The organism is Collinsella sp. LCP19S3_A7 (assembly GCF_052121995.1).
Classification (GTDB): domain Bacteria; phylum Actinomycetota; class Coriobacteriia; order Coriobacteriales; family Coriobacteriaceae; genus Collinsella.
The window spans coordinates 132,049-154,335 of sequence record NZ_JBQKDE010000003.1 but is presented as its reverse complement, the minus strand read 5'-3'; the positions used below and the strand labels follow the sequence as shown (position 1 = coordinate 154,335).

At 47.7% G+C, this 22,287-nt stretch carries 15 protein-coding genes; 12 read left to right on the top strand and 3 right to left on the bottom strand.

Features of this window, described 5'->3' with window-relative positions; all coding sequences use genetic code 11:
* Positions 1–93: 93 nt before the first annotated feature.
* Positions 94–675 carry a hypothetical protein gene (locus ACTQV3_RS02850; RefSeq protein WP_441535765.1) on the top strand — a complete coding sequence of 194 codons (582 nt, stop codon included), beginning with the start codon at positions 94–96 and terminating at the stop codon, positions 673–675.
* 168 nt (positions 676–843) lie between these two features.
* Positions 844–2,919 (top strand): C39 family peptidase, encoded by a 2,076-nt coding sequence (locus ACTQV3_RS02845; protein WP_441549997.1) that lies wholly within the window; start codon positions 844–846, stop codon positions 2,917–2,919.
* Positions 2,920–2,982: 63 nt separating this feature from the next.
* On the opposite strand, the gene ACTQV3_RS02840 is transcribed toward ACTQV3_RS02845, so the two are convergent.
* Together ACTQV3_RS02840 and ACTQV3_RS02835 are read right to left on the bottom strand one after the other, a co-directional pair.
* Complete coding sequence (locus tag ACTQV3_RS02840; protein WP_441535767.1) at positions 2,983–3,924, bottom strand: DMT family transporter; 942 nt, start codon at positions 3,922–3,924, stop codon at positions 2,983–2,985.
* A gap of 2 nt (positions 3,925–3,926) precedes the next feature.
* Positions 3,927–5,699 carry a phosphotransferase gene (locus ACTQV3_RS02835; protein WP_441535768.1) on the bottom strand — a complete coding sequence of 591 codons (1,773 nt, stop codon included), beginning with the start codon at positions 5,697–5,699 and terminating at the stop codon, positions 3,927–3,929.
* Between the two features lie 165 nt (positions 5,700–5,864).
* On the opposite strand from ACTQV3_RS02835, the gene ACTQV3_RS02830 reads away from it, so the two are divergent.
* The 9 genes from ACTQV3_RS02830 to ACTQV3_RS02790 all read left to right on the top strand — a co-directional run bounded on the left by ACTQV3_RS02830 (position 5,865) and on the right by ACTQV3_RS02790 (position 19,784).
* Positions 5,865–8,036, top strand: coding sequence for an NlpC/P60 family protein (locus ACTQV3_RS02830; protein WP_441535769.1), 2,172 nt, complete (start codon positions 5,865–5,867; stop codon positions 8,034–8,036).
* Positions 8,037–8,078: 42 nt separating this feature from the next.
* Positions 8,079–10,148, top strand: coding sequence for a L,D-transpeptidase family protein (locus tag ACTQV3_RS02825; RefSeq protein ID WP_441535770.1), 2,070 nt, complete (start codon positions 8,079–8,081; stop codon positions 10,146–10,148).
* 178 nt (positions 10,149–10,326) lie between these two features.
* A complete protein-coding gene (locus tag ACTQV3_RS02820) occupies positions 10,327–11,565 on the top strand; it encodes an oligosaccharide flippase family protein (RefSeq protein ID WP_441546940.1) in 1,239 nt (412 codons plus the stop codon).
* A 19-nt stretch (positions 11,566–11,584) separates the two neighbouring features.
* Positions 11,585–12,442: a LicD family protein gene (locus ACTQV3_RS02815; protein WP_441535772.1), complete on the top strand. Its 858-nt coding sequence runs from the start codon at positions 11,585–11,587 to the stop codon at positions 12,440–12,442.
* A gap of 1 nt (position 12,443) precedes the next feature.
* Positions 12,444–13,595, top strand: coding sequence for a glycosyltransferase family 4 protein (locus tag ACTQV3_RS02810; RefSeq protein ID WP_441546941.1), 1,152 nt, complete (start codon positions 12,444–12,446; stop codon positions 13,593–13,595).
* Positions 13,596–13,881: 286 nt separating this feature from the next.
* The gene (locus ACTQV3_RS02805) at positions 13,882–14,577 is read left to right on the top strand and encodes a glycosyltransferase family 2 protein (RefSeq protein ID WP_441535773.1); all 696 of its coding nucleotides are present in this window, start codon (positions 13,882–13,884) and stop codon (positions 14,575–14,577) included.
* Between the two features lie 9 nt (positions 14,578–14,586).
* Complete coding sequence (locus ACTQV3_RS02800; protein WP_441535774.1) at positions 14,587–14,928, top strand: DUF2304 domain-containing protein; 342 nt, start codon at positions 14,587–14,589, stop codon at positions 14,926–14,928.
* Between the two features lie 288 nt (positions 14,929–15,216).
* On the top strand, positions 15,217–16,758 hold the full coding sequence (locus tag ACTQV3_RS02795; RefSeq protein ID WP_441535775.1) for a DUF2142 domain-containing protein: 1,542 nt from the start codon (positions 15,217–15,219) through the stop codon (positions 16,756–16,758).
* 641 nt (positions 16,759–17,399) lie between these two features.
* The gene (locus ACTQV3_RS02790; protein WP_441546942.1) at positions 17,400–19,784 is read left to right on the top strand and encodes a glycosyltransferase family 2 protein; all 2,385 of its coding nucleotides are present in this window, start codon (positions 17,400–17,402) and stop codon (positions 19,782–19,784) included.
* 41 nt (positions 19,785–19,825) lie between these two features.
* Here the strand turns inward: ACTQV3_RS02790 and ACTQV3_RS02785 are convergent, their stop codons facing one another.
* Entirely contained in the window at positions 19,826–21,265 is a 1,440-nt protein-coding gene (locus ACTQV3_RS02785; RefSeq protein WP_441535777.1) for a hypothetical protein, read from the bottom strand.
* A gap of 99 nt (positions 21,266–21,364) precedes the next feature.
* Here ACTQV3_RS02785 and rfbA point away from each other — a divergent pair, with 99 nt between their 5' ends.
* Positions 21,365–22,264: a glucose-1-phosphate thymidylyltransferase RfbA gene (rfbA, locus tag ACTQV3_RS02780; RefSeq protein ID WP_441535778.1), complete on the top strand. Its 900-nt coding sequence runs from the start codon at positions 21,365–21,367 to the stop codon at positions 22,262–22,264.
* The last annotated feature ends 23 nt before the right edge of the window (positions 22,265–22,287 follow it).

The following is a 22,287-nucleotide window of genomic DNA, read 5'->3' as shown; positions in this document are numbered from 1 at the left end:
GCCCTCATGCAGGAGGGCTAGCCGCTCAAAAAGCGTGCGCGCTTCCGATGCTCAGGCTGCTCAATTTCCGATGATCTTTTTGCTCAAATCCTCTTGACGAAACACAGCTGCGGCTCCCTTAACGGCTGGGGCCTCGTCGACGGCTCCTGGTACTGGTTCTCTGACGGTATCGCCTCGACCGGCTGGCTTTACACCGGCGGTTCCTGGTACTGGCTCGATCCCGAGGCGGACGGTGCCATGGCGACGGGCCTCCATGTGTGCAACGACGCCGCGTACTGGTTCAACGCCTCCGGCGCCATGGCGACCGGCTGGGTGCTCGACGGCGGTACCTGGTACTACGCGACAGGCTCCGGCGCCCTCGCCTCCGGTTGGCTCAACCTAAGCGGCACCTGGTACTGGCTCGACCCCTCGACGCACGCCATGGCGACGGGCCTGCACGAGTACGGCGGCTCCCTGTACTGGTTCAACTCCTCCGGCGCGATGGCGACCGGCTGGGTCCTCGACGGCGGCACCTGGTACTACGCGACTGGCTCCGGCGCCCTCGCTTCGGGATGGGCCTACGTCGGCGGTGCGTGGTACTGGCTGGATCCATCGACTCACGCGATGGTCACTGGCACTCAACAAATCAACGGGTCACAGTATTCTTTTTCGAGTAACGGCGTTTGGCTCGGCTAACAGCTCTTCTTTAATTGCTTTTTTCTAATTACATATTGCGCGAGCTAGTCCATTTGTAGACTATGTTTATGTACGATTGGTATGCTCTGGGGGCCGTGCATGGTAAGAAATAAGCTGACAATATTAACTCTATTTGTTCTGTCCGCGATATTACTCACTGGTCCAAGTGTGGCTGGTGCCGAGAATGAGGTTTCTGTAGACTCTTCCGAGCCTTCTATTTCCGAACGGCAAGCCTTCTCTTCGGCCGCCATTTCATCCGATTCGATCGAGGGGGTCGCTGCTCAAGGATCCATTAAATGGAAGCAGGGCTGGAATTCGGTTGACGGTAAGTGGTTTTACGCGGATTCGACCAATCCTGTTGCATTGCGTTCCGGCTGGCTTAACGCCGGAGGTTCCTGGTACTGGCTCGATCACGAGGCGGGCGGCGCCATGGTGACGGGCCTTCACGCATGCAACGGCTCAGCGTACTGGTTCAACGCCTCCGGCGCGATGGCGACCGGATGGGTCCTCGACGGGGGTGCCTGGTACTACGCGACTGGCTCCGGCGCCCTCGCCTCCGGCTGGCTCAACCTAAGCGGCACCTGGTACTGGCTCGACCCTTCGACGCACGCCATGGCGACGGGCCTGCACGAGTGCGGCGGCTCCATGTACTGGTTCAGCTCCTCCGGCGCGATGGCGACCGGGTGGGTCCTCGACGGGGGTACTTGGTACTACGCGACGGGGTCCGGCGCGCTGGCGCGCGGCCCCGTATCCGTCGGCGGCGTGCCCTACTGCTTCGATGCCCGGACGGGGGCCATGCTGACGGGCTACCAGACGGACGCGCAGGGCGTCCGCCGCTACTTCGGCAGCTGCGGCTCCCTTAACGGCTGGGGCCTCGTCGACGGCTCCTGGTACTGGTTCTCTGACGGTATCGCCTCGACCGGCTGGCTTTACACCGGCGGTTCCTGGTACTGGCTCGATCCCGAGGCGGACGGTGCCATGGCGACGGGCCTCCATGTGTGCAACGACGCCGCGTACTGGTTCAACGCCTCCGGCGCCATGGCGACCGGCTGGGTGCTCGACGGCGGTACCTGGTACTACGCGACAGGCTCCGGCGCCCTCGCCTCCGGTTGGCTCAACCTAAGCGGCACCTGGTACTGGCTCGACCCCTCGACGCACATCATGGCTACGGGTGTTCAAACTATTGGATCAGGTGAATACATATTTAATAGTTCCGGCAAGATGATGGTTAATTGCTGGTCAAACGGTGATGGGTCCTGGATGTATCATTCTTCATCCAGCGGTGCAATTGACCTTAAAGGTATCATGACCGATTCGGGAATCCAGCTGATTGACGATGACGGGAATGTTAAAACGGGCTGGATTGAGAGTCAGGGTTCTCGATATTATTGTTCTGCTAATGGGGTAATTCTGACTGGATGGCAGCAAATAGCTGGGTCTTGGTATTACTTTAACTCGGATGGTCGAATGGCGACCGGCTGGCTTAACGATGGCGGTAACTGGTACTGGCTAGATTCCGCTTCCGGCACAATGAAAACGGGATGGCTTTCCCTTGGGGGCACATGGTATTACCTTGATGTCGCACGTGGGGGAGTAATGTTGAGCAACGGTTGGTATTGGATCGGCTCTACTGACTACAAGTTCAGTTCATCCGGCGCAATGGTTGGCGCTTGGGTCGATGTCCCGTGCTATTCGCAGTACCCTGAACTTCCTACTGGCTGTGAGTCGGTTGCCCTTACAAACTTGCTTAACTACTATGGTTTCGGTTTAGGTAAGACGATTATTGCGGATTATTACTTGCCCAAGGGAAGCAACGGCAACTTTGTTACCGCTTTTGATGGCAACCCGAGGCGTAGCAGCGGGGGTCTCATGGGATGCGTCGCCCCTGCGATTACTATTGCTGGAAATAATTTTCTGCGTGCTGCTGGAAGTGGCAAGCAGGCAAAAGACGTCTCTTTCTCGTCAATTTCTTCCATTAAGAACAGACTGACCTGTGGTCAACCTGTTGAGATGTGGAATACCGAGTGGGGAAGTTGGCCAGGAGGCCGCTATGCTGCTCGTTGGTATAACGGGCATTCCTATGGTCTGTGGGGCGGTAATCATGCCGTAGTCCTTAAAGGCTATGATGACGAGCGGGGAATTGTCTTTCTTTCGGATTCGATTAACGGCAATGTTACGCGAAATGCCCAGGTGTTCTTCGGCACGTGGCAACAGATGGATAGCCAGGCCGTGGTAATTGAATAGCCATAATGCTAAAAAAAGGAGAGCTCGACGAGCTCTCCCTTTTTTACTGCATTGTTAATCAAGCTACGCCGTCTTATTACGTCCAAATAGTTCGTCCCAGTTACTGGCTGCCAAAACTGTTCCGCATACAATTACAATGCAGCAGATTACGGAAGCCATGTCGGGAATTGTTCCAAGCAAGATCAGGCCAAAGACCACCGACCATGCCGAATAGGAGATATTCAAAGCCATCGCACGCGCTGCTCCGATTGCCGCAATGCCCTTGTAATAAAACAGATAGGATGCAGTTCCTGCGAGTCCGGCGAGTGCAATAATCAATGTGGGTATGCTCGGGATAGCACCCAGCGTGAAATGCCATGCTCCGAAGAGGGGGAGCACGAGCACTCCATAAACAAGCGCACTTGTAGTTTCACGGATTTGCAAAGCCGTTTCGTCATCAACAGCATCATCTTTCATTCCCCATGCGCACAACACCGCTTCGGATCCCCATCCAATAACGGCAAGAACCGCGCCGAGTAAGCCGAGAGGGGCATTTGCAATCTCGCTCGATCCTGCCGATAGATAGCCCATCGTCATTACGCCGCAAAGAGCAACAAGAAGGGAAAGAATCTGACCTTTGCCCATTTTCTCCTTCAGCAGCACGAACGAAAGGAATGCTCCGACTGCGGGATAGAAGGCGGAGATAATTGCCGTGTAGGCTGCTCCGATATTATTAATCGCCAATACGTATCCGGTCATTCCGATAGGCCCACCAAGCAGAGCGCCGGCAATGACGACCTTGCCCGAACGAGTTTTAAGTGCAGCGAGCGTGTCTTTTAATCTGCCTCGAACTCCCATGTACCCAAAGAGCCAAATTGCACAGAAGGCATCATGGAGAAAAGACCCCGCAATGGAGGCACATGCAAGCGCTTCCGCCGATCCAATATAGGGTGCGAGCGCCAAACCGATTCCAAGAATAACCGTATCGAGGCCCCAGAGAAGGCCGCTAAAAAAGCCGAATTGCATGGTTACTCACCTTTTCGATAGATCTCCAGTGCCTTTTTAAGGTATTTGGCACCGTAATTGAAGTAGATATAGAGCCATTCGCCCACGAAGTCACCTTCGGCTTCTTTCAGAAGAGACCAGAGGTACCAGCACCATCCTGCAAGGGCAATGTGCGCATAGTTATGCGCAACTTCGTTGTTTGTTGCCTTGCGTCCAAAATATGCATCAAGCGCGCGGTCGACTTCATCTTCGGAAAGCTCGCAGCAGACACTGCACGTTCCAAAATCGTTCGCGTAATCGCTCATGCCAGCATATTCCCAGTCAATGAGATAGTACTTGTCGTTTTCATCGATAAGGAAGTTGAGGTAAAAGAAGTCATTGTGACAAAGGCATTTTGGCGCATTATCGGCCTGAACAAAGCGCTCCAATTCATCGATCTCGGCGGCCATTTCCCTGTAGCCTGGAATGTCGATGGGACCTTTTTCCAGAAGAAGCGATTCGTAGCGCTTTGCTTCGAGGTAGAAATCAAATTCGGTTTCGACATCAGCACCGCTCTCGTGAAGCGAGCGACACATCTGCATCATTCGATTCATTTGGGCAGCATCATGCGGATCAGGCTGCTTTGCGTTGGGTACAAACTTCGATATTTTCCAACCGCGCTTTGGGTCCTCGTGAATGAATGTATCGTCAAGGCCAAGTTCCTTGGCCTTTTTTAGTGCTGCTACTTCTCCATTTCTGTTAATAAGCAGTTCGGTCCCGACTCCCGGATGGCGGTAAACGTACTCTCCATCATTGGTTCTAAAGTGGCACGATAGGTTCGTAAGACCTTGTTTAAGGGGATAGACGTCGTGGATCTCTGATTTGGAGCAGCCGAGCACTTGCTCGATGTTATCGAAAATATCGGAGTCAACGTTTTCGATAAAATGCGGATCAAAGGCACGCAGCTCATCAAGAGAATCGAATTCATTGATCTCGCCCTCAGGATACTTCTTGATCACCATATCGAGCTCCTTGATGTGCTCGATATATAGATCTTCCCAAAGCTTGTCCGTTGTTTCGGGCTTGTTATATTCCGTTTCAAGAATCTGCTTAAACGCAAGCGAGAAGGCTTTATCAAAGTAGACATGTCCGAGCATATACCATGCATTGGAGCCACCGATTGTAACATTGGTGATTCTATCCATTGCGCCCGTTTGAATGCACCATTCTTTGGTGGCGCCTTCAGCATATTGAGCAGAATAAAATGCTTTCCAAACGTATGCTTCAAACGGATTGTTTAGAAGGTAATCATCGCTTGAGCAAATGTAGGTGTTGCCAAGTCGCTCTTTTACGCACATAAGCGATGCGTGGTTATTTTTGGATGCGTATTCGTTGTTGACGACAATCGAAACGCCAAACTTGCTTTCAAGATAGAAGAAATACTCTTTTTTATAGCCGACAACGACGGTGATATTGCTGATACCCGCGTCTTGCAGCTGCCTAATCTGACGCTCGATGAGAATCTCACCACGTACCTTTAAAAGGCCTTTGGGCTTTTCATACGAAATGGGGGCAAAGCGGCTCGAAAGCCCCGCAGCCAATATCACTGCGTTTTCAACTTTATAGGGGTGAAGTGCTTCGTAACCGCTGTCGGTTAGGCTGTCCGATTCGAGAAGGCCCTCATTCGTAAGCTCTTTATTTGCTGCGTTTACTGATCCAAGTGAAAGACCAGTACGCTCGGCAACTTCTCGCTGGCTGGCATATGGGTTCTTTAAGTACTCGTACAGAACTGTAAAGTTGCGCTTGGTCAGTTCCACTGCAGGCCTCCAATTAAGATGTTCATTGCTTAGGGAAAGAATAGAATGATTGAACGTTGTGTTCAATTTAATATATTTATCTACATAGACTGAACAGACAGTAACGAAAATCAATCCTGGAATGTGGATTAAAATAAATAAAGGAGATATCTGGGAGGGTCGCTTATGTATCGATTCGAAAAGAAGGCCACGCTTGTTTGTGCTGCTGCGTCATTAATTACTGCTTGCTGCTTGCCCCTGAGTGCGAATGTCGCGTTTGCACAGGATTCCGTTGAGGCTCAGAGTATTGAGTCAAAAGTGGATTTTTCTTCTGTGGTTTCCGATGATTTGCAACCTGATAATTCTTCCGTCATAAAAGATGGCTGGCAACGAGACGAGCCGTCTGGAGTTTGGTATTACGGAAAAAACGGTAAACACCAAACCGGCTGGCTGCAAAGCGGGGGCTATTGGTATTGGCTTGATCCAGCCAATGATGGTGCAATGCAGACAGGTTATTTCAATGTGACCGATGATGGCGGTTTGACTGCTTCGTTTTATGCGAATGACGGTAATGCCGCAACGCCTTTTGGCGCGCTATATCAGAACTGCTGGCTACGTAACTCAGATGGAAATTGGTTTTATGCCAATGCTGGAGGCGATTTAGCTGCTGGTTGGTTTTATCAAGATGGCACATGGTATTACCTGGATCCTACCACCCATGTAATGCAGGTTGGTTTTGTCGACCTCGGGAGCGAGAAATACTATTTAGATGCCTCGGGCGCTATGAAAACCGGCTGGATTCTCGTTGACGGGAATTGGTACTGGGCTTATTCATCGGGTGCCCTTGCTTCGTCATGGCAGACGATAGGTGGGACTCGCTATTATTTTGACCCACAGACGCTCATCATGCTCAAGGGCCGTCAAAAGATTGATGGCTGTACCTACATTTTTGGTGACTATGGCCTTGCAAATGGATGGTACAAGGATGGAGCAGATTGGTATTACTGCTCCAACGGTATTGCGGCTACTGGCTGGAAACTCGTTAACGGTGCTTGGTATTATCTCGACCCAGCTTCCGACGGCAAAATGTTCGTTGGGTATTTAGACCTTGGTAACGCGGCATATTATTTGAACCCCAATGGGGCTATGGCTGTTGGTTGGGCTCAGTCCGAGGACGGTTGGTATTTCGCTTCCCAATCTGGCGCACTTATTTCTGGCTGGTATAAAGAAGGCGCGAGCTGGTATTACTTGGACCCTGTTGGCCATCTCATGAAAACGGGCTTATTTGAGGTGGGCGGCAACGATTGTTTTGCAAACCAGAGCGGTAGGCTTGTGATTTCAAGCTGGGTTACCGTTAATGAAGGCGTTGAAAGATATGCCGATGGTAATGGATACCTTTGCAAGGATGCGATTCGCGAAAACGGCACCATCCTGAAAATAGCCGAAGCCGATGGTTGGCAGGTTGCGTCCGGCTGGGTTAATGTCGCAAATCTAAGGTTTTACGCTGAGCCCGGAACGGGCGTCATTCATCGTGGATGGCTGCAGATTGACGACGATTGGTATTGGCTTGATGCTGATTCTGGCGTGATGAAGACCGGATGGGTTTTTGCTGGCGGTGCATGGTATTACCTGAACGCCGACGGGAAAATGGCAACTGGTTGGAAATGCCTGAATGGAACATGGTATTACCTTGAGTCCAATGGAAGCATGCATGTTGGCTGGCTTAAAGATTCGGGTAAGTGGTATTGGTTAGACGGCAGCGGCGCTATGGCAACGGGCGCAAGGACCATCGACGGTGTTCGCCGAATTTTCTGGAGCGATGGCCAGTGCGACAAAGTTGGCTGGCAAAATCCATCCCAGTATCCTCAGGTCAGTTCTTGGACTGTTCAGCTGCCTAGCTATTGCACCGGATACTTTACCTATGTGACCCCTTCTCGCATTTCTGTCGAAGCAACGCGGGAAGATTGCGTGAACGCCTTTATCCAGCGCGCCTATGAGTATATCGGTACGCAATATATTGAGCCTTGGTCTACCGCTCCCGGTGGAGCTGTTGATTGCTCTGGTTTTGTCTTGCAGTGCCTTTATGCTACTGGCATGGATATGGGTGTTTACAACCCTTATAACCATCGCTGGGATCCAAGCCAAACCTACAATTCCATGAATTGGTATCGAAGCAATATCTTTATGCCCGTGAGCACGAGCTCGATTCAACGCGGCGATGTGATTTATTACCGCGGTCATATTGCAATTGCACTTGGCGGCGGCTTGATGATTGATTCCTGGCCTCATCAAGGTGTCGGAATTCATCCTATTAGCGCAAGGGGAAATGTAATCGGCGCAGCTCGTCCGTTTATTTAATAGATTCCCTGCAAGACAGTCGGTACCGGTTGGGGGCTTGAAATGAATGCTCGGATTGATCATCGAATTTGCTGGCGAGTAATTGGCTTGATGCTATTTTCCGCCTTACTCTCAGTTACAGCCCCCGCATTTTCTTGCACTGCTTATGCCGTGGAAGAGGGGGCGGATAACGGTGTCGTAGAGCGCGACTCGACAGGAGGGCCGGGAGCATTGGTCGGTGGCGGTTGCTCTCAAGACTCCAGCGATTGTGCCGGCAAAACAACGGAAGATTCGAGCCTACAGGTTGTCGAAAGCCATGACCCGTCGACTACAGAACAACTATCTGGATGGCAATGGAACGGTTTGTCCTGGTATTACTATCTAGATGGCTGTCGTTTGACCGGAATTCAGAATATTGACGACTCGCTGTACTACTTGGACCCCGCTCGTGACGGCGCAATGAGCTGCGGCTGGATTTTTACTGAAAATAAGTGGTATTACGCGGGTCCGTCAGGCGCTTTGGCAAGTGGCTGGCAGTTTATTGGAGACCAATGGTACTGGTTTGACTCCCTTAACAGCTGTTCTATGGCTACTGGTCGACGTGTTATTGATGGGCACCCTTATCTTCTTGGAACCTATGGACTGATTAATGGATGGTGCCTTGATAACGGTTTATGGTATTGGGGTAGCAATGGTGAAGTCTTAACCGGCTGGCTTCAAACTGGCAATAACTGGTATTGGCTTGATCCCGCCAATGATGGTGTTATGTCTAGAGGAATCGTTTCTGTCGGTTCGTCTCGTTACTATTTATCGGATTCCGGCGCAATGGCTGTTGGTTGGGCGTTTGATGGGACGGACTGGTATTACGCTGACGGTTCCGGCGCACTTGCATCGGGCTGGCGTTTGGTGAATGGCGTTTGGTATTGGCTCGATGTCGCAAATGACAATAGAATGGCTACCGGCTTTTATGTCATCGGATCCAACCGGTATCATTTTTCTTCAACGGGAGCGTTGTCACTTGGCTGGTTTATGAGCGATGGAGACTGGTATTACGCTGAGCCTTCTCAAGCGTCGGGCTTTATAAAGACTGAATGGCTGAAGGACGGTGGTCAATACTATTATCTCGATCCTGCCGCCGACGGTAAAATGCTTCTTGGTCATTTTTCTGTAAATGGGAAAAGCTATTATGCAAAAGCTTCAGGCGCTGTTGCTTGTCGTGAATGGGTAGATGTCCAGGACTCGGTTCAGGATGAGCCATCTAAGGCTTTTGCTGGTTCTGATTGCTCATTGTGTGGAGCATTGCGTAATGGAAAACTGTTTACATCAAACGGCGATGGCGAATTGGCCGAAGCTCACGGGTTTGTGATGCTTGGAGGCTGTAAGTTCTATGCTGATTCAACCGATGGCTCCCCCTGCGCTGGATGGAAGAACGTTAACGGAAAATGGTACTTTTTTGATGAGACCGCTGGCTATGCACGATCTGGCTGGCTGTACAAGGATGGCTCCTGGTTCTATTTAGATCCGTCCACTTATGCTATGAAAACCGGTTGGGTTGCCGTTAACGGATCTTGGTATTACTTGAATTCGTCTGGTTATATGCAGACAGGATGGCTCAATCTGGGCGGCGCCTGGTATTGGCTTGATGCTAGTGGAGCTATGGCTACTGGCTGGCGCGTTGTGGACGGATCCTGGAATTTCTTTATGGCTAACGGCGCGTGGGTGTCAGACTATATGGATGCTAAGGCTCAAAGTTATTCAAGCAATACAAATTGGCTGATACTTGTCGATACGTCACGTTGCGTTACGAGTATTTACACTGGATCCTGGAATAACTGGTCCTTAAACCGTCGATATGTATGTTCGACGGGAAAAGCTAGCACGCCTACGGTGATAGGGGAGTATCAAGTCTACGGTAAGGGATACTCCTTTGGGCATGGATATACTTGCTATTACTACACGCAGTTCTATGGTGATTACTTATTCCATTCCTCACCCTACTACGTCAACAGCAACCGCGTGATGGATCCCACGATGGGCGTTCCATCCTCTGCTGGATGCGTACGCCTTGAGATTCAGAATGCAAAATGGATTTACGATAACATTCCTTATGGAACAAAGGTTGTTACGTATTAACAAAGAGTATTAATTAGATTGATAAAAGGGTATTCATGTCGATAGGGTAACTAATGTTACATTTGATACGCGGCATTTACGCGATTGTTTGTTGCTTTGGACTATAGATATTATTTTGTCTAGAGTAAATACAATGTGTCTCAATGGTGCACGTTGTTAATTTGGGTAAGAGGATCACTTGAAAGAAAAGTCACTTAGGTCAAACATGCTATGGAACTCTATCGGTTCTTTATACTATTCAGCTTGCCAATGGCTTATAACCGTTGCTGTAGCGAGGCTTTCTAGTACCTACGGAGCTGCCGGAGTGCTTGCAGTGGCAATGTCGGTGTCAAATATTTTTTCGCAAATTGGGCTATTTAGAATTAGATCATACCAAGTGTCTGACATTCATGAAAAGGTGTCGGCAAGGCAATATGTTGGTTTTAGAATTGTTACCATCGCCTTGGGCCTTATAATTACATTAATATATATGTGCTTCACTTGTTCAAGAGATAGTTATATTGCTATATCGCTCTACCTTGTCTTTCGAGCCGGAGACGTTTTTATTGACGTCTTGCACGGGGTTGATCAACAGCATCAAAGGATGGACTACTGTGGTATCTCGATGATTATTCGAGCTACTCTATTTCTCGTTGCCTTTATCATTGGATTGGGATACTTCGATAGCCTAGAAATTTCATTGTTTGGCATGGTGATCGCCACCTATCCTGTGATTATCTATGACTATGAAATTTCATCTCGATTTACGGACGTTAGGCCTTCTTTTAATCTTTCGACTAGTAAACATTTATTTCTCTCATGCCTGCCCGCCGTCGTTGGCATGTCTCTCTGTTCGGTGGTCGTTACCTATTCCCGTCAGTTCTTGGGGGAGTGTTACGGTTCCTCATCGCTTGGCATTTATGCGACTGTTTGTACGCCGATCGTGATCATTCAAGCTTGTGCTTCCTATGTTTATGCCCCTCTTTTGGGGTCTTTTGCTGAACGATTTGAGGCTAAAGACGCTTCGGGGTTTTTCCGTCTTGTTTTTACCGTTGCTTTGTCTATGTTTGCCTTGTTTGCGGTGTGTGCTGGCGTTTTCGTTTTCTTTGGGAAGGATTTGCTCCGCATGGTTTTCGGAGGCACAATCTCTCGCTATGATTATTTAATTTATGCAGGCCTATTTAGCTCTGCTTTTACAGCATTAGTAGCATTTTTAAGTGACCTTCTAATTAGTATTCGTGATATGTCTGGTTGCTTTATTGGAAATACCATCGGTTGTTTGGTCTCGTTCCCTTTGTCTTGGGTTTTGATTCCGCAAACGGGATTAAATGGTGCCAGCTATGTAGTTATTATTAGCTATTTTGTGACCTGTACAATCTTACTTGGCTTTCTCTATAGATCTATTCGCAAGAGCACTGCTGACACTCAAGATGATTAGTTGGAATGGGTTTTCTAAGATGAATGATTCCGAGGCATTGTTGCACTTACAGGCGGCTGAACTTAAAATTTTGGATGCCATTGCGTCATTATGCTTCAAATTCAATATTAATTGGTGGCTCGACGGGGGATCCTGCCTTGGGGCTATGCGACATGGCGGCTTTATTCCTTGGGATGATGACATTGATATCGGCATGATGCGTTCCGATTATGAGCGTTTTTGTGAACTTGCGCCCAGGGAGCTTCAGTCTGGTTTTTCCCTTCATAACTCACAAAATACAGACTCTTATGCGGCTATGTTTTCGAAAGTTTACATGGACGGAACTAGGTTTGAAAATCAAGAAGGACGAGATGCCGGGTCTGCGATGGGTATTTTCGTGGATATATTCCCTTACGATAATTTGTATGTTGATGCTAAATTGCGTGCCCGACAGATAAAAACCGCTTCCTCCGCTCAACGGCATTCCTATCTATACCATTCCGGTAGTATCTCTGTTCCACATAGGGGCATGCTTGGTGAAATAGAAAAGGTTGGCTGTGCCTTGCTTCATGGTATTGAAAGGATGCGTTGCAAGGACCCTCGTCGATATCAGAATAAATTCGATAGTGCAGTTGGCGATGATAACGTTGGACAGATTAGTGATGAGTGCCTGACGCTTGCGTGGCCTAATATGGCTCCCATTTCAGTTGATGATATTCTTCCGACTTCGCGGGCAAAGTTTGAAGGCAGATCGTACCCCGTTCCGAAATCCACGGAGATATACCTTACGACAATGTATGGTGACTGGAGGAGTATCCCGGCACCCGAGGATCGCCATACGCACTTACCTCTATTAATTGATTTTGGTGATGGTCATATTTGGGAGTCTGGCAATTAAGATGGCGTATACGTATGTGATTTTTTCGGCTCAATATCCGCCCCATATGGGCGGGATTGAGAGCTTTACGCGTAATATGGCATTTGCGCTTGCGGGAAAAGGCGCATCGGTAATCGTTGTTACGAATGATACCAATTCAATTGGACCGGGCATCGAAGGCGATTCTCATGTTAGGGTCCTTCGCTTATTTTGTTTTCCATTTGTTGATGGTCGCTTTCCAGTCGCCAAGCATAATAAGAAAAATCGCAATTTATGGAATTGGCTTGAAGCCCAAGATGTTGACGGTGTTTTGATAAATGCGCGGTTTTATCTACATTCAATTATGGGTATGAAATATGCGCGAAGGAAAGGTTTGACGCCCATCGTTCTCGATCACGGGTCGGCTCATCTTTCATTTAGCAGTTCGTTTCTCGACCCTTTCGTGCGTATTTATGAGCATGCTATTACTTTATGGGGAAAAAGATATAAACCGGCATACTATGGTGTATCTGAAAAAAGCGCTGAATGGCTTCGTCATTTTAGGATTACTGCCAAAGGCGTTATCCCTAATGCAATCGATGCTAAGAGATATCGTGATATGGCTTCAGGTCGCGATTTTAGAGATGAGCTTGGATTAAGTGAAGACCAGCTTTTAGTTTCTTATGTCGGTCGGTTTATTCCGGAAAAAGGTATCAAGTCAATCATTGACGCCTCGAAAAGCCAGCGACTTATTGATCTTGGGGTTCATTTCGTCTTGGCGGGTGATGGGCCAATGTCTTCTGCGGTTGAGCTCGCCCAGGGAGGGTCGCTTCACTGGGTGGGACGCCTGTCTGCATCTGATGTCTCCGCGCTTCTTCAGCAGTCCAATTTGCTTTGTCTTCCGACTCGTTCCGAGGGTTTTTCAACAATACTGCTGGAAGCTGCTGCATGCGGATGTCCTGCCGTCGTTACTGACGTTGGGGGAGCGCGGGAGCTTATTCCGAATAGCGAATATGGGACAATTATTGAATCGATGAGTGCTACAACTGTTGAGGCGGCTGTGTATTTGATGGCCTCTCAGCGGTCAGTATTATGCAAACAATCAAAATCAATTCAGGAATTGGTTGAGCTTGGGCATGCATGGGCTAATTCAGCAGAAAAGCTCTGCTCTGCTTTCGCCAAGGCTAAAGACTAGCCGTTTTGCTACCTTTTTGTGTGCCTACGACGTCTCTCGCATCGAGTCGGTTGTGGGATATTGACCTTGCGGCGAGCGGGTCCTCGATGAAGTTCGGCGTGGGCTCTGCTGAGATTCTCGTCAATTGTATTATAGATGCATTTGAAGATCTACATGCTACGCCTCAGCTGTATTGATTCATAGTTCGGTAATCTCTATCTATAAACCTATAGTGTTTAAAGATTATAATATCCAAGCCTATACTTTGAGTGTAACTTCGATTACTAAACTTCTGTTAAGGATTGTTATGAATAATAGCCCTAGCGTTTTGGTTATAATTCCAGCTTATAACGAAGAGGCTAATATACTTCGCACGGTTCAGTCAGTGATGCGATTTGGCTATGACTATCTTGTGGTCAATGACGGGTCTACGGATAAGACTCTCCAGATATGCATAGAGAACCACCTTAATGTGCTTGATTTGCCTCAGAATCTGGGCATTGGTGGTGCAGTTCAGGCTGGTCATAAATATGCTCGACAGTTTAGCTATGATATCGACGTTCAAGTGGATGGCGATGGTCAACACGATCCAAAATACATCGGCACTCTTATTGAAGAGATTCAAGCCGGCTCCGATATTGTTGTCGGGTCTAGATTTTTAATACCGACAGCCGGATTTCAGTCCTCTTTTTTAAGGCGAATTGGCATAACTTGGTTTTCAAATGTAATCAGATTGGTTTCTCGACGGAGAATTACAGACCCGACTTCAGGTTTTAGGGCTTGCAATAAAAAGGCGATTGAGCTTTTTTGCAATAAGTATCCTTCTGACTATCCCGAGCCTGATTCTATTGTCTATGCACTCGCTCAGGGATTAGACGTAACAGAGGTTTCCGTTGTCATGAGGGAACGCCAGGGAGGCACTTCTTCTATTTCTGGTTTATCTAGCGTCTACTACATGATCAAGGTTACTTTAGCTATTTTTATATCCGCTTTCTCAAAATAGGAGTCGATAATGTCTGTATCAATACGGATTACCATAATAGTCGCTTGCTTGCTATTGGCTCTTTATGTCATTCGCCTCGTATTGACCGATAAGCTTCAATTACGCTACTCCCTTTTATGGTTAGCTCTGGCTGTCACTCTTTTGATTTGTAGTTTTTTCCCTATCCCGGTATGTTGGCTTTCTTCCTTTTTTGGCTTTGTTACGTCCTCTAATTTTATTTTCGTCGCTGGTTTTATTTTCGTGATTTTAATCCTGCTGTCCTTGTCTGTGACCGTTAGTAGACAGGCGCTTGCGATTAAAAATCTGACTCAAAAAATAGCTTTGCTTGAAAAAAATAGCAGTTCCAGGTAGTTTTTGTATCTGTGCAGGGGATTAGGGATTGTCTCTATAGAGGCCCGACGTTCTGTCGTGTTGTGGATTTGCTGAACGGTCGGTTCAGAATCAGACTTATTTTTCACCATCTGGGCCCTGCTGCTTAGAGACTAACGAATGTGAGATTGCGGTATGGACGGTCATCTTCGGAGCCGAGATGCCGCAAATTTAACTATTTTTTTTGAATGGCAGTCTCCTGTTTGCTTTTTAAGACCTATTTTAGCCACTTCTATTTCGCAATATAGATTTTGATTTCAAAGGATTCCCATGACAAGTTCTGTAAGATATAAGCCTGCATTCATTGTGTTCGCTTTTTTTTTCGCTGTCTATTCAGTTTTCTGGTACCTGAATAATCCTAGATTACTTGTTCTGCTTACGATTGCGATATCCGTAATTTTAATTCTTACACTCGGCAGCGTATTTGCTCGTGAAAGTGACCGGCTTAAAAGTGATTGGGTATTCCTCGCTCTACTTCTATCATTCTCAATTATTTTTTGCTTTATATTCCCCCCCTTCACTGTTCCGGATGAGGGACATCATTTCTTTTCAACTTATTGGTTGGTCGATAGTCTTCCATTCAATGGCCGAGTAATAGATAGCAACACTTTCTTGGTACGAGATATCGACCTCTCTCTATACAAGGGTCCGTTGACTTCTTCTACGATTAACTCCGCTTCATTCAGCTCGATTCTTCAGAACTTCTCGTTATATGGGAACGGGAAACTGATACCTTTCAGTGAATTTTCCTTTAGCGTTGGTAGTGAGAACGTTATTGCAAAAATCGGTTCAGTCATTGGGTTACAGATTGGGCTGTTCCTCGGGCTTGGTGCTTTTCCTGCGTTTTATATGGGTCGAATTGGCTCTGCTCTATTTTTTTGCTTCTGCGCCTTCTTTGCATATCGGATTGCACCTAGGGGCAAGTCGGTCATAGTGTTTGTATCGTTGCTACCTATGACGCTTCATCTGGCTGCTTCATACTCCTATGATTCGGGAATTATTGCATATTCGCTCATACTATTCGCTTGTTTGATGCGTGGGTTTTTCGGAGAACAGCGATCGGTAGGATATAAAGAAATATTCTTCTATTTGGTCATCTCTGCTTTTTTGGCTCCGTGTAAGGTTATATATTCCGGGCTGGTATTGCTTGGATTGTTCGTGCCCCTTTCGAAATTCCAAGATGAGAGAATCGGACGTTATAGCAAATTATTATTAGTATTTGCTGTCGTAGTTTCCGTCTCTGCGCTTCGCATAGCATCAATGAGCAGATTGGTCTCTCAGCCCTCGGGTGTTACCCGTGGCATGGAGGCCGCGCAATATTACACTCTCGACGATATTATTTTGCATCCGAGAAATAGTTTTCTGGTTTTCTTTAGGACCTTAGATTCATTAGGAGATTTTTATTGGGAAACAACTTTGGGCTATTCCCTTGGATGGTTTCAGGAAAACCTGCGTTTTCCAATCTTCTATATGATTCCGTATTTGTTGTTTGGCTTTATCTGCTGTCTTGATTCTGAAGATGAGCCTTCATTCCTCAGTCCTTCTTGTTCTATTTTATTCGTTATTGCTTTCGCTTTGGCTATGCTTGGATCCATCGCGTCAATGTGGTTAGGCTGGACCTTCAATTTCGAAAATGTTATTCAGGGTGTCCAAGGGCGATATTTTCTTCCTGCCCTACCGGTTTTTTTGTTTGGATTGAGAACTCGATCGTTTAGATTCAACTTATCTTCAATCGTCTGTATTATTCTCGGCATGTGTGTTATGAACTGTCTTTATATCATTCGTTTTATTAGTGTCGCAACCTGTATTTAGGGTTATTGTGCGTAAAATTGTTTAGGTTATTTCGTCTCCGACTAAAGGTTAGGGTTACTTTAGAGTTATCTGTTCCAAAGTTATGTATGGGGCTGCAAAAAATCTGTCGGTCTGCTTGAATGCGGTTATTTCCTGCGATATTTGGAACTCGCCTGGCCTCGCTCCCCCCCCTCGCTCGGAGTTTGGGCGCGCGCATCGGACTAGTCCCGTCGGTGGGATACTACCTCTTGAGCATGCCATAGAAGCCCTCGATTTCGGCGTTATTTCGGGACAGTACTCCTTAGCAGACCTGCTCGTGACCTGGCCGTTTTTCTCGCATATCGATATCCAACCCGGTATCGTTAGTACACGCCGCATTTCGAGTGGATTATAGGACGTTCGCCGGGCGCCAGCCGAGATAATTTTGTCAATATTCGCTTTAGCGAGTATGAGTTTAACCATATAACAGTTGAGACTTCCAATGACAGTCTTTTAGATTTCGGCATTTCAAGGCTCATAGCACGACCCCCGATATCTATGCAAGCGATAATTATGCTTCGGCCTTGCTGTTTGGAGCTGGTAAAAGAAGTCGACGGCTACTATGTTTATAATGTAATCTCGCTTTGATGCGATTTTCTAAGTGATTTTGATAGGAGACAGAGTTGAAAATAAGGCTCAAATCAGTTTGTCGTGGGCTGGGAACCGTTTACCTCTGTCTTTCTAAGCCCTCTATCCTCGATCAATATGGAGGGTCCTTTGACGTTTCTGTTGATTGCGGGTCAAATGAGTGCCTTCCGTCTGCTTTATATGACCTAACCTTTAAAGGTACTGAGCTGATGGTTGTCGGTTTTCCTCTTATGGATAAAGGTGTCGTTTCCGTTGATATAGCTTTGTGCATGAACGATAAATCGGAGATGGTATTTCAGAAAAAATTTAGTTGGACCGCTATAAAATGGCTATCGCGTCTGAGCTATAAGTTTAATGCTGACCTTGCCTTTGCATGTAGGGACATCGACCGTCAGACATATTCTCGCCAGATTCATGTTAGGCCTACCCTGTTGGTTAGTTCTTCTGACGGCTCGGCTTGGATTTCTAAAGGCATTATCTGCTCTCCCGCTGGTTGTGCTTTATCGGTTAAGGTTATATCGGGCTTAGGGCAACAAGCAGATAATGTGTCCATTATTAGCGGCAGATCCATTAATAAGTTTGTAGGGGGTCTTAAACGCGTCGAAACGGATTTTACCTTACGTATTCCTAGGGATGGTAAGACTTATTGCCTGGTTGTTGATGGTGGTGAGCGGACGCGAATTGGTTTTCTTTGTTTTGACTCCGCTTCCGTAGAGTTTTATTCAGGTGTATGTTCTCCGCACTTTTATAGGGCATCCTCACCGGGCCGGTATTCTGAACTGCGTGCAAAGCGGCAAGACTATTTGGCTATGCTGGATTCGTGTGATTTTGACATAAGCTGCTCGCTGAAATTCAGTATCGTTGTGCCGCTGTACAGGACTCCCCTTAAGTTTCTTCATGAGATGGTTGACTCCGTTGTCAATCAGATCTATCAAAATTGGGAACTTATTTTGGTCAACTCTACACCTGAGTGCGTTGAGTTGTGCGCAGCTTTGGATCAATTGGCGGATGAACGCATTAGGGTAATCACGCTTGATTCGAATAAGGGTATTTCGGGGAACACTAACTATGGTATTACCGAAGCAAAGGGCGACTTTGTCGTGTTTTTCGATCACGACGATACACTCGATCCATTTGCTCTTTATAGATACGCAGAGCGAATTCAGGACTGTCCTGATACTGATGCACTGTATTGCGATGAGGACTTCTTAAATGAGGCCGGTGAGTATGTGGCCCCTCATTTCAAGTCTGATTTCAATCTAGATCTGCTTCGCGTTCATAACTACATAACTCATCTGCTTTGCGTTCGTGCCTCGTTCGCTAAAGAACTGATGCTACGGAAAGAGTTCGATGGAGCTCAAGACTATGATTTTCTGTTGCGTTTAGTAGAGAGAACTCAGAATATCTATCATGTCCCTGAGGTTCTCTATCATTGGAGAATTAGCGATACGTCAACTGCGAAGAGTGCGGGAAATAAGAACTATGCCGACGATGCTGGCAGAAGGGCGCTGCAAGAGCATTTGGATCGCTGCGGTCTGAACGGAACTGCGGAGTTAACTGATTCTGCCTGTTTCTATCACATTGCCTACGCTCTTAATGAAGAGCCCTTGGCCAGTATCGTTATCCCCAATAAAGATAGTGTTGAGGTCTTACGCCGCTGCATTGACTCTATTGAGGAAAAAACTGATTACCGCAACTTCGAGATTCTGGTTGTTGAAAATAACAGTACAGAGGACGCGACATTTGAGTATTACCGTACCGTTTCCGAGCAATATGAGAACGTTCGCATTGCAACATGGGATGGTCCGTTTAATTACTCCGCTATCAATAATTATGGCGTTGGACTGACATACGGCAAATACCTGCTGTTCTTGAATAATGACACCGAGGTTATTGAGAGCGGCTGGCTTTCTTCAATGCTGTCTTTCTGTCAGCGTGATGATGTTGGAGCGGTCGGTGCAAAGCTGCTGTATCCAGATGATACGGTGCAGCATGCAGGCGTAATGATGATATGTTGTAGAAATGAAGGCGAAATGGGCGGCCCCATTCACGTATTCAACAATCTTGACCGGGATGATCCGGGCTATATGCGCCGTGCTGTTATTTCACAAGACTTAAGCGCCGTTACCGCTGCGTGCATGATGACAAAGCGCTCCGTATTTGAAGAGCTTAATGGGTTTAACGAAGACTTCGAAGTCGCGTTTAATGACGTTGATTTCTGCCTGAGGGTTCGTTCACTCAATAAATTAGTTGTTTTCGACGCAGATGCGCTTCTGTATCATTATGAATCTTTTAGTCGCGGCTATGAGACCGGTGAGAAGAAAGTTCGATTTATGCGCGAACAGGGTAAATTGCGCACTGCTTGGGCGGAGTACTATGTCAATGGCGACCCGTATCACGGTCCGATGAGTACTTTGTAGATTAAAGTAAAGGCCTGGCGACATAATACGTCGCCAGGCCTTTACTTGTGAAACAGTTTTCCAAATATACTAGTCTGCTTTTTGTTTATTTGATTGCAGATACATATAACATCCGAGAGGTCCAGTTTATTTGCGATGAAGTGGATACTTTTTGCCCCTGATAACTGATATTGGGGGTCGAATGTCAGAAATGTCTCTTGTGTTGCATTCGAAAAAAAACAGTTATTTGAAGTGGGCTTGTAATTACTAAGAGTGCACTTGCACGGCTTATTATCGGGATCGAATCTAATGATAATAAGCCCGCTTCCTATTTGCTCGGGGAGCTCTATTTCGACTTCAGTTGAGTACCTATATTTAAACCGATAGCTATTGCACTGCTGGGCTTGTGGGTTGGATTCAGATTCTTTGTCATAAAAGAGCTCGCCTTGGCCAATGCAAGCGTTTTCATAGCTTGTTGAATAATTTATCGCCTTAAGTCTGTAGAGTTCTTTTGCTTCATCAGAAATAGGATTCTGCGCGAAAGGCTTTTTGTTTTTATTGGCATTAATAAAGCTCATGACTTGTTCGAATAGATTTTCTAGCTGGAATCTGTTTATGCATAAATCCTTTATTTGGCTTTGCATCCTTTGGGCTTCTGCATAGCTATTGACTAAATCACTATAGAGTTGTTGCGCCGAGCTCTTTCGTTTCTCTGGTCGTCCAGAAAAATTGAAAAGGGCATTATGTTCGATGTTATCAGGAGTGATATAGCCAGGTCCCCCGAAGTGGTCATAGCAATAGAAGGGAATTCCCATGGACATACATTCCTGTGCGGTTCTTCCGATGGAAACTACAGCATCATATTGAGAAAGTAATTCCGGCGTCACTTTGACACTTTGAGATTGATAGCCAAAGACATCGGCCCTTATTCCGTCTTTTTTTAATAAATCAAATGCTTCGAGGCATTCTGGGGCGGGATGATTAGATATGCAGCAGATGCTTTTCAGTCCATTATTTCCCTGGTAATGATAATCGTAAAAAGATTTCGTGCAGTAGTTTGGAAAGACGTGGACGGGGGGGAGCTGAATATTATGCGCCTGAGCACTGTTTTCTATATGACCTTTAACTTCATGGCTGACGGCGATGATTCCGTCTGACAGATTTGTGAAAAAGGGCAAGCCTTCATGTTCATCTGAGAGCCCGAGTACTGAAATAAAAATGGATGAGAACGTAATTCTTTGAAGTGAATATATGTATTCACTTACTACTCGGTGTTGTGCAATAAATAAATCATACTGATTCTCGAGTCTGGTCTCGTCTCCTAGGGTCAATACTTCGATGCCTTCTTCTTCAAATTCTTTAAGTAAAGGGTAAGCGGCGCATAAGCAAAAGCAGGTGACAACGTAGCCTCTATTTTGCAGTTGTTTGGCGAACTCAAGAGTGTGAAGCTCTGAGCCAGTACGGGAGTTGATGTTCAGGTTGGTAAGCAGAGCCGTTGGCATGTGTTGTTCCTCTTCCGAAAGGAATAATGACAGTCAAATTAATATAGAATTACTTTAGCCTTCTCAACTTTTGTTTTTTCCTTAGAAGGAGATTTTGATATGAAAGGCATTATCCTCGCCGGCGGGTCCGGCACCCGCCTGTACCCGCTCACGCTCGTGACCTCCAAGCAGCTGCTGCCGGTCTACGACAAGCCCATGATCTACTACCCGCTTAGCACCCTCATGCTGGCGGGAATCCGGGACATCCTTGTCATCTCCACGCCGACGGACCTCCCCAACTTCGAGCGCCTGCTCGGCGACGGCTCGCGCTACGGCGTCAACCTCTCCTACGCCGAGCAGCCGAGCCCCGACGGCCTGGCCCAGGCCTTCACGATCGGCGAGGACTTCATCGCCGGCGAGCCGTGCGCCCTGGTGCTCGGCGACAACATCTTCTACGGCAACGGCCTGTCGCGCCACCTGACGCGCGCCGTCCAGAACGCCGAGTCGGGCCGGGCCACGGTCTTCGGCTACCACGTGGACGACCCCGAGCGCTTCGGCGTCGTCGAGTTCGATGCACAGGGGAGGGCCGTCTCCATCGAGGAGAAGCCCGCCGAGCCCAAGAGCTCCTACGCCGTCACCGGTCTGTACTTCTACCCGGGCGACGTCGCCGCCAAGGCCCACAAGGTTCAGCCTTCCGCCCGCGGGGAGCTGGAGATCACCACGCTCAACCAGATGTACCTGGAGGAGGGGACGCTCTCCGTCGTCACCCTCGGCCGCGGATACGCGTGGCTGGACACCGGCACCATGGAGAGCCTGCACGAGGCCGCGGAGTTCGTCCGCGCCGTGGAGCACTCCCAGGACCTGCCCGTGTCCGTGCCCGAGGAGATCGCCTGGGAGAACGGCTGGATCACGACCTCCGAGCTGGAGGAGGCCGCAAAGGCCTACGGCAAGTCGGTCTACGGGCAGCACCTCAAGAAGGTCGCCGCCGGCGAGATCGTCAACAGCCCGCGCGAGTACTAATAGATTCAATGGGAGATAGAAAC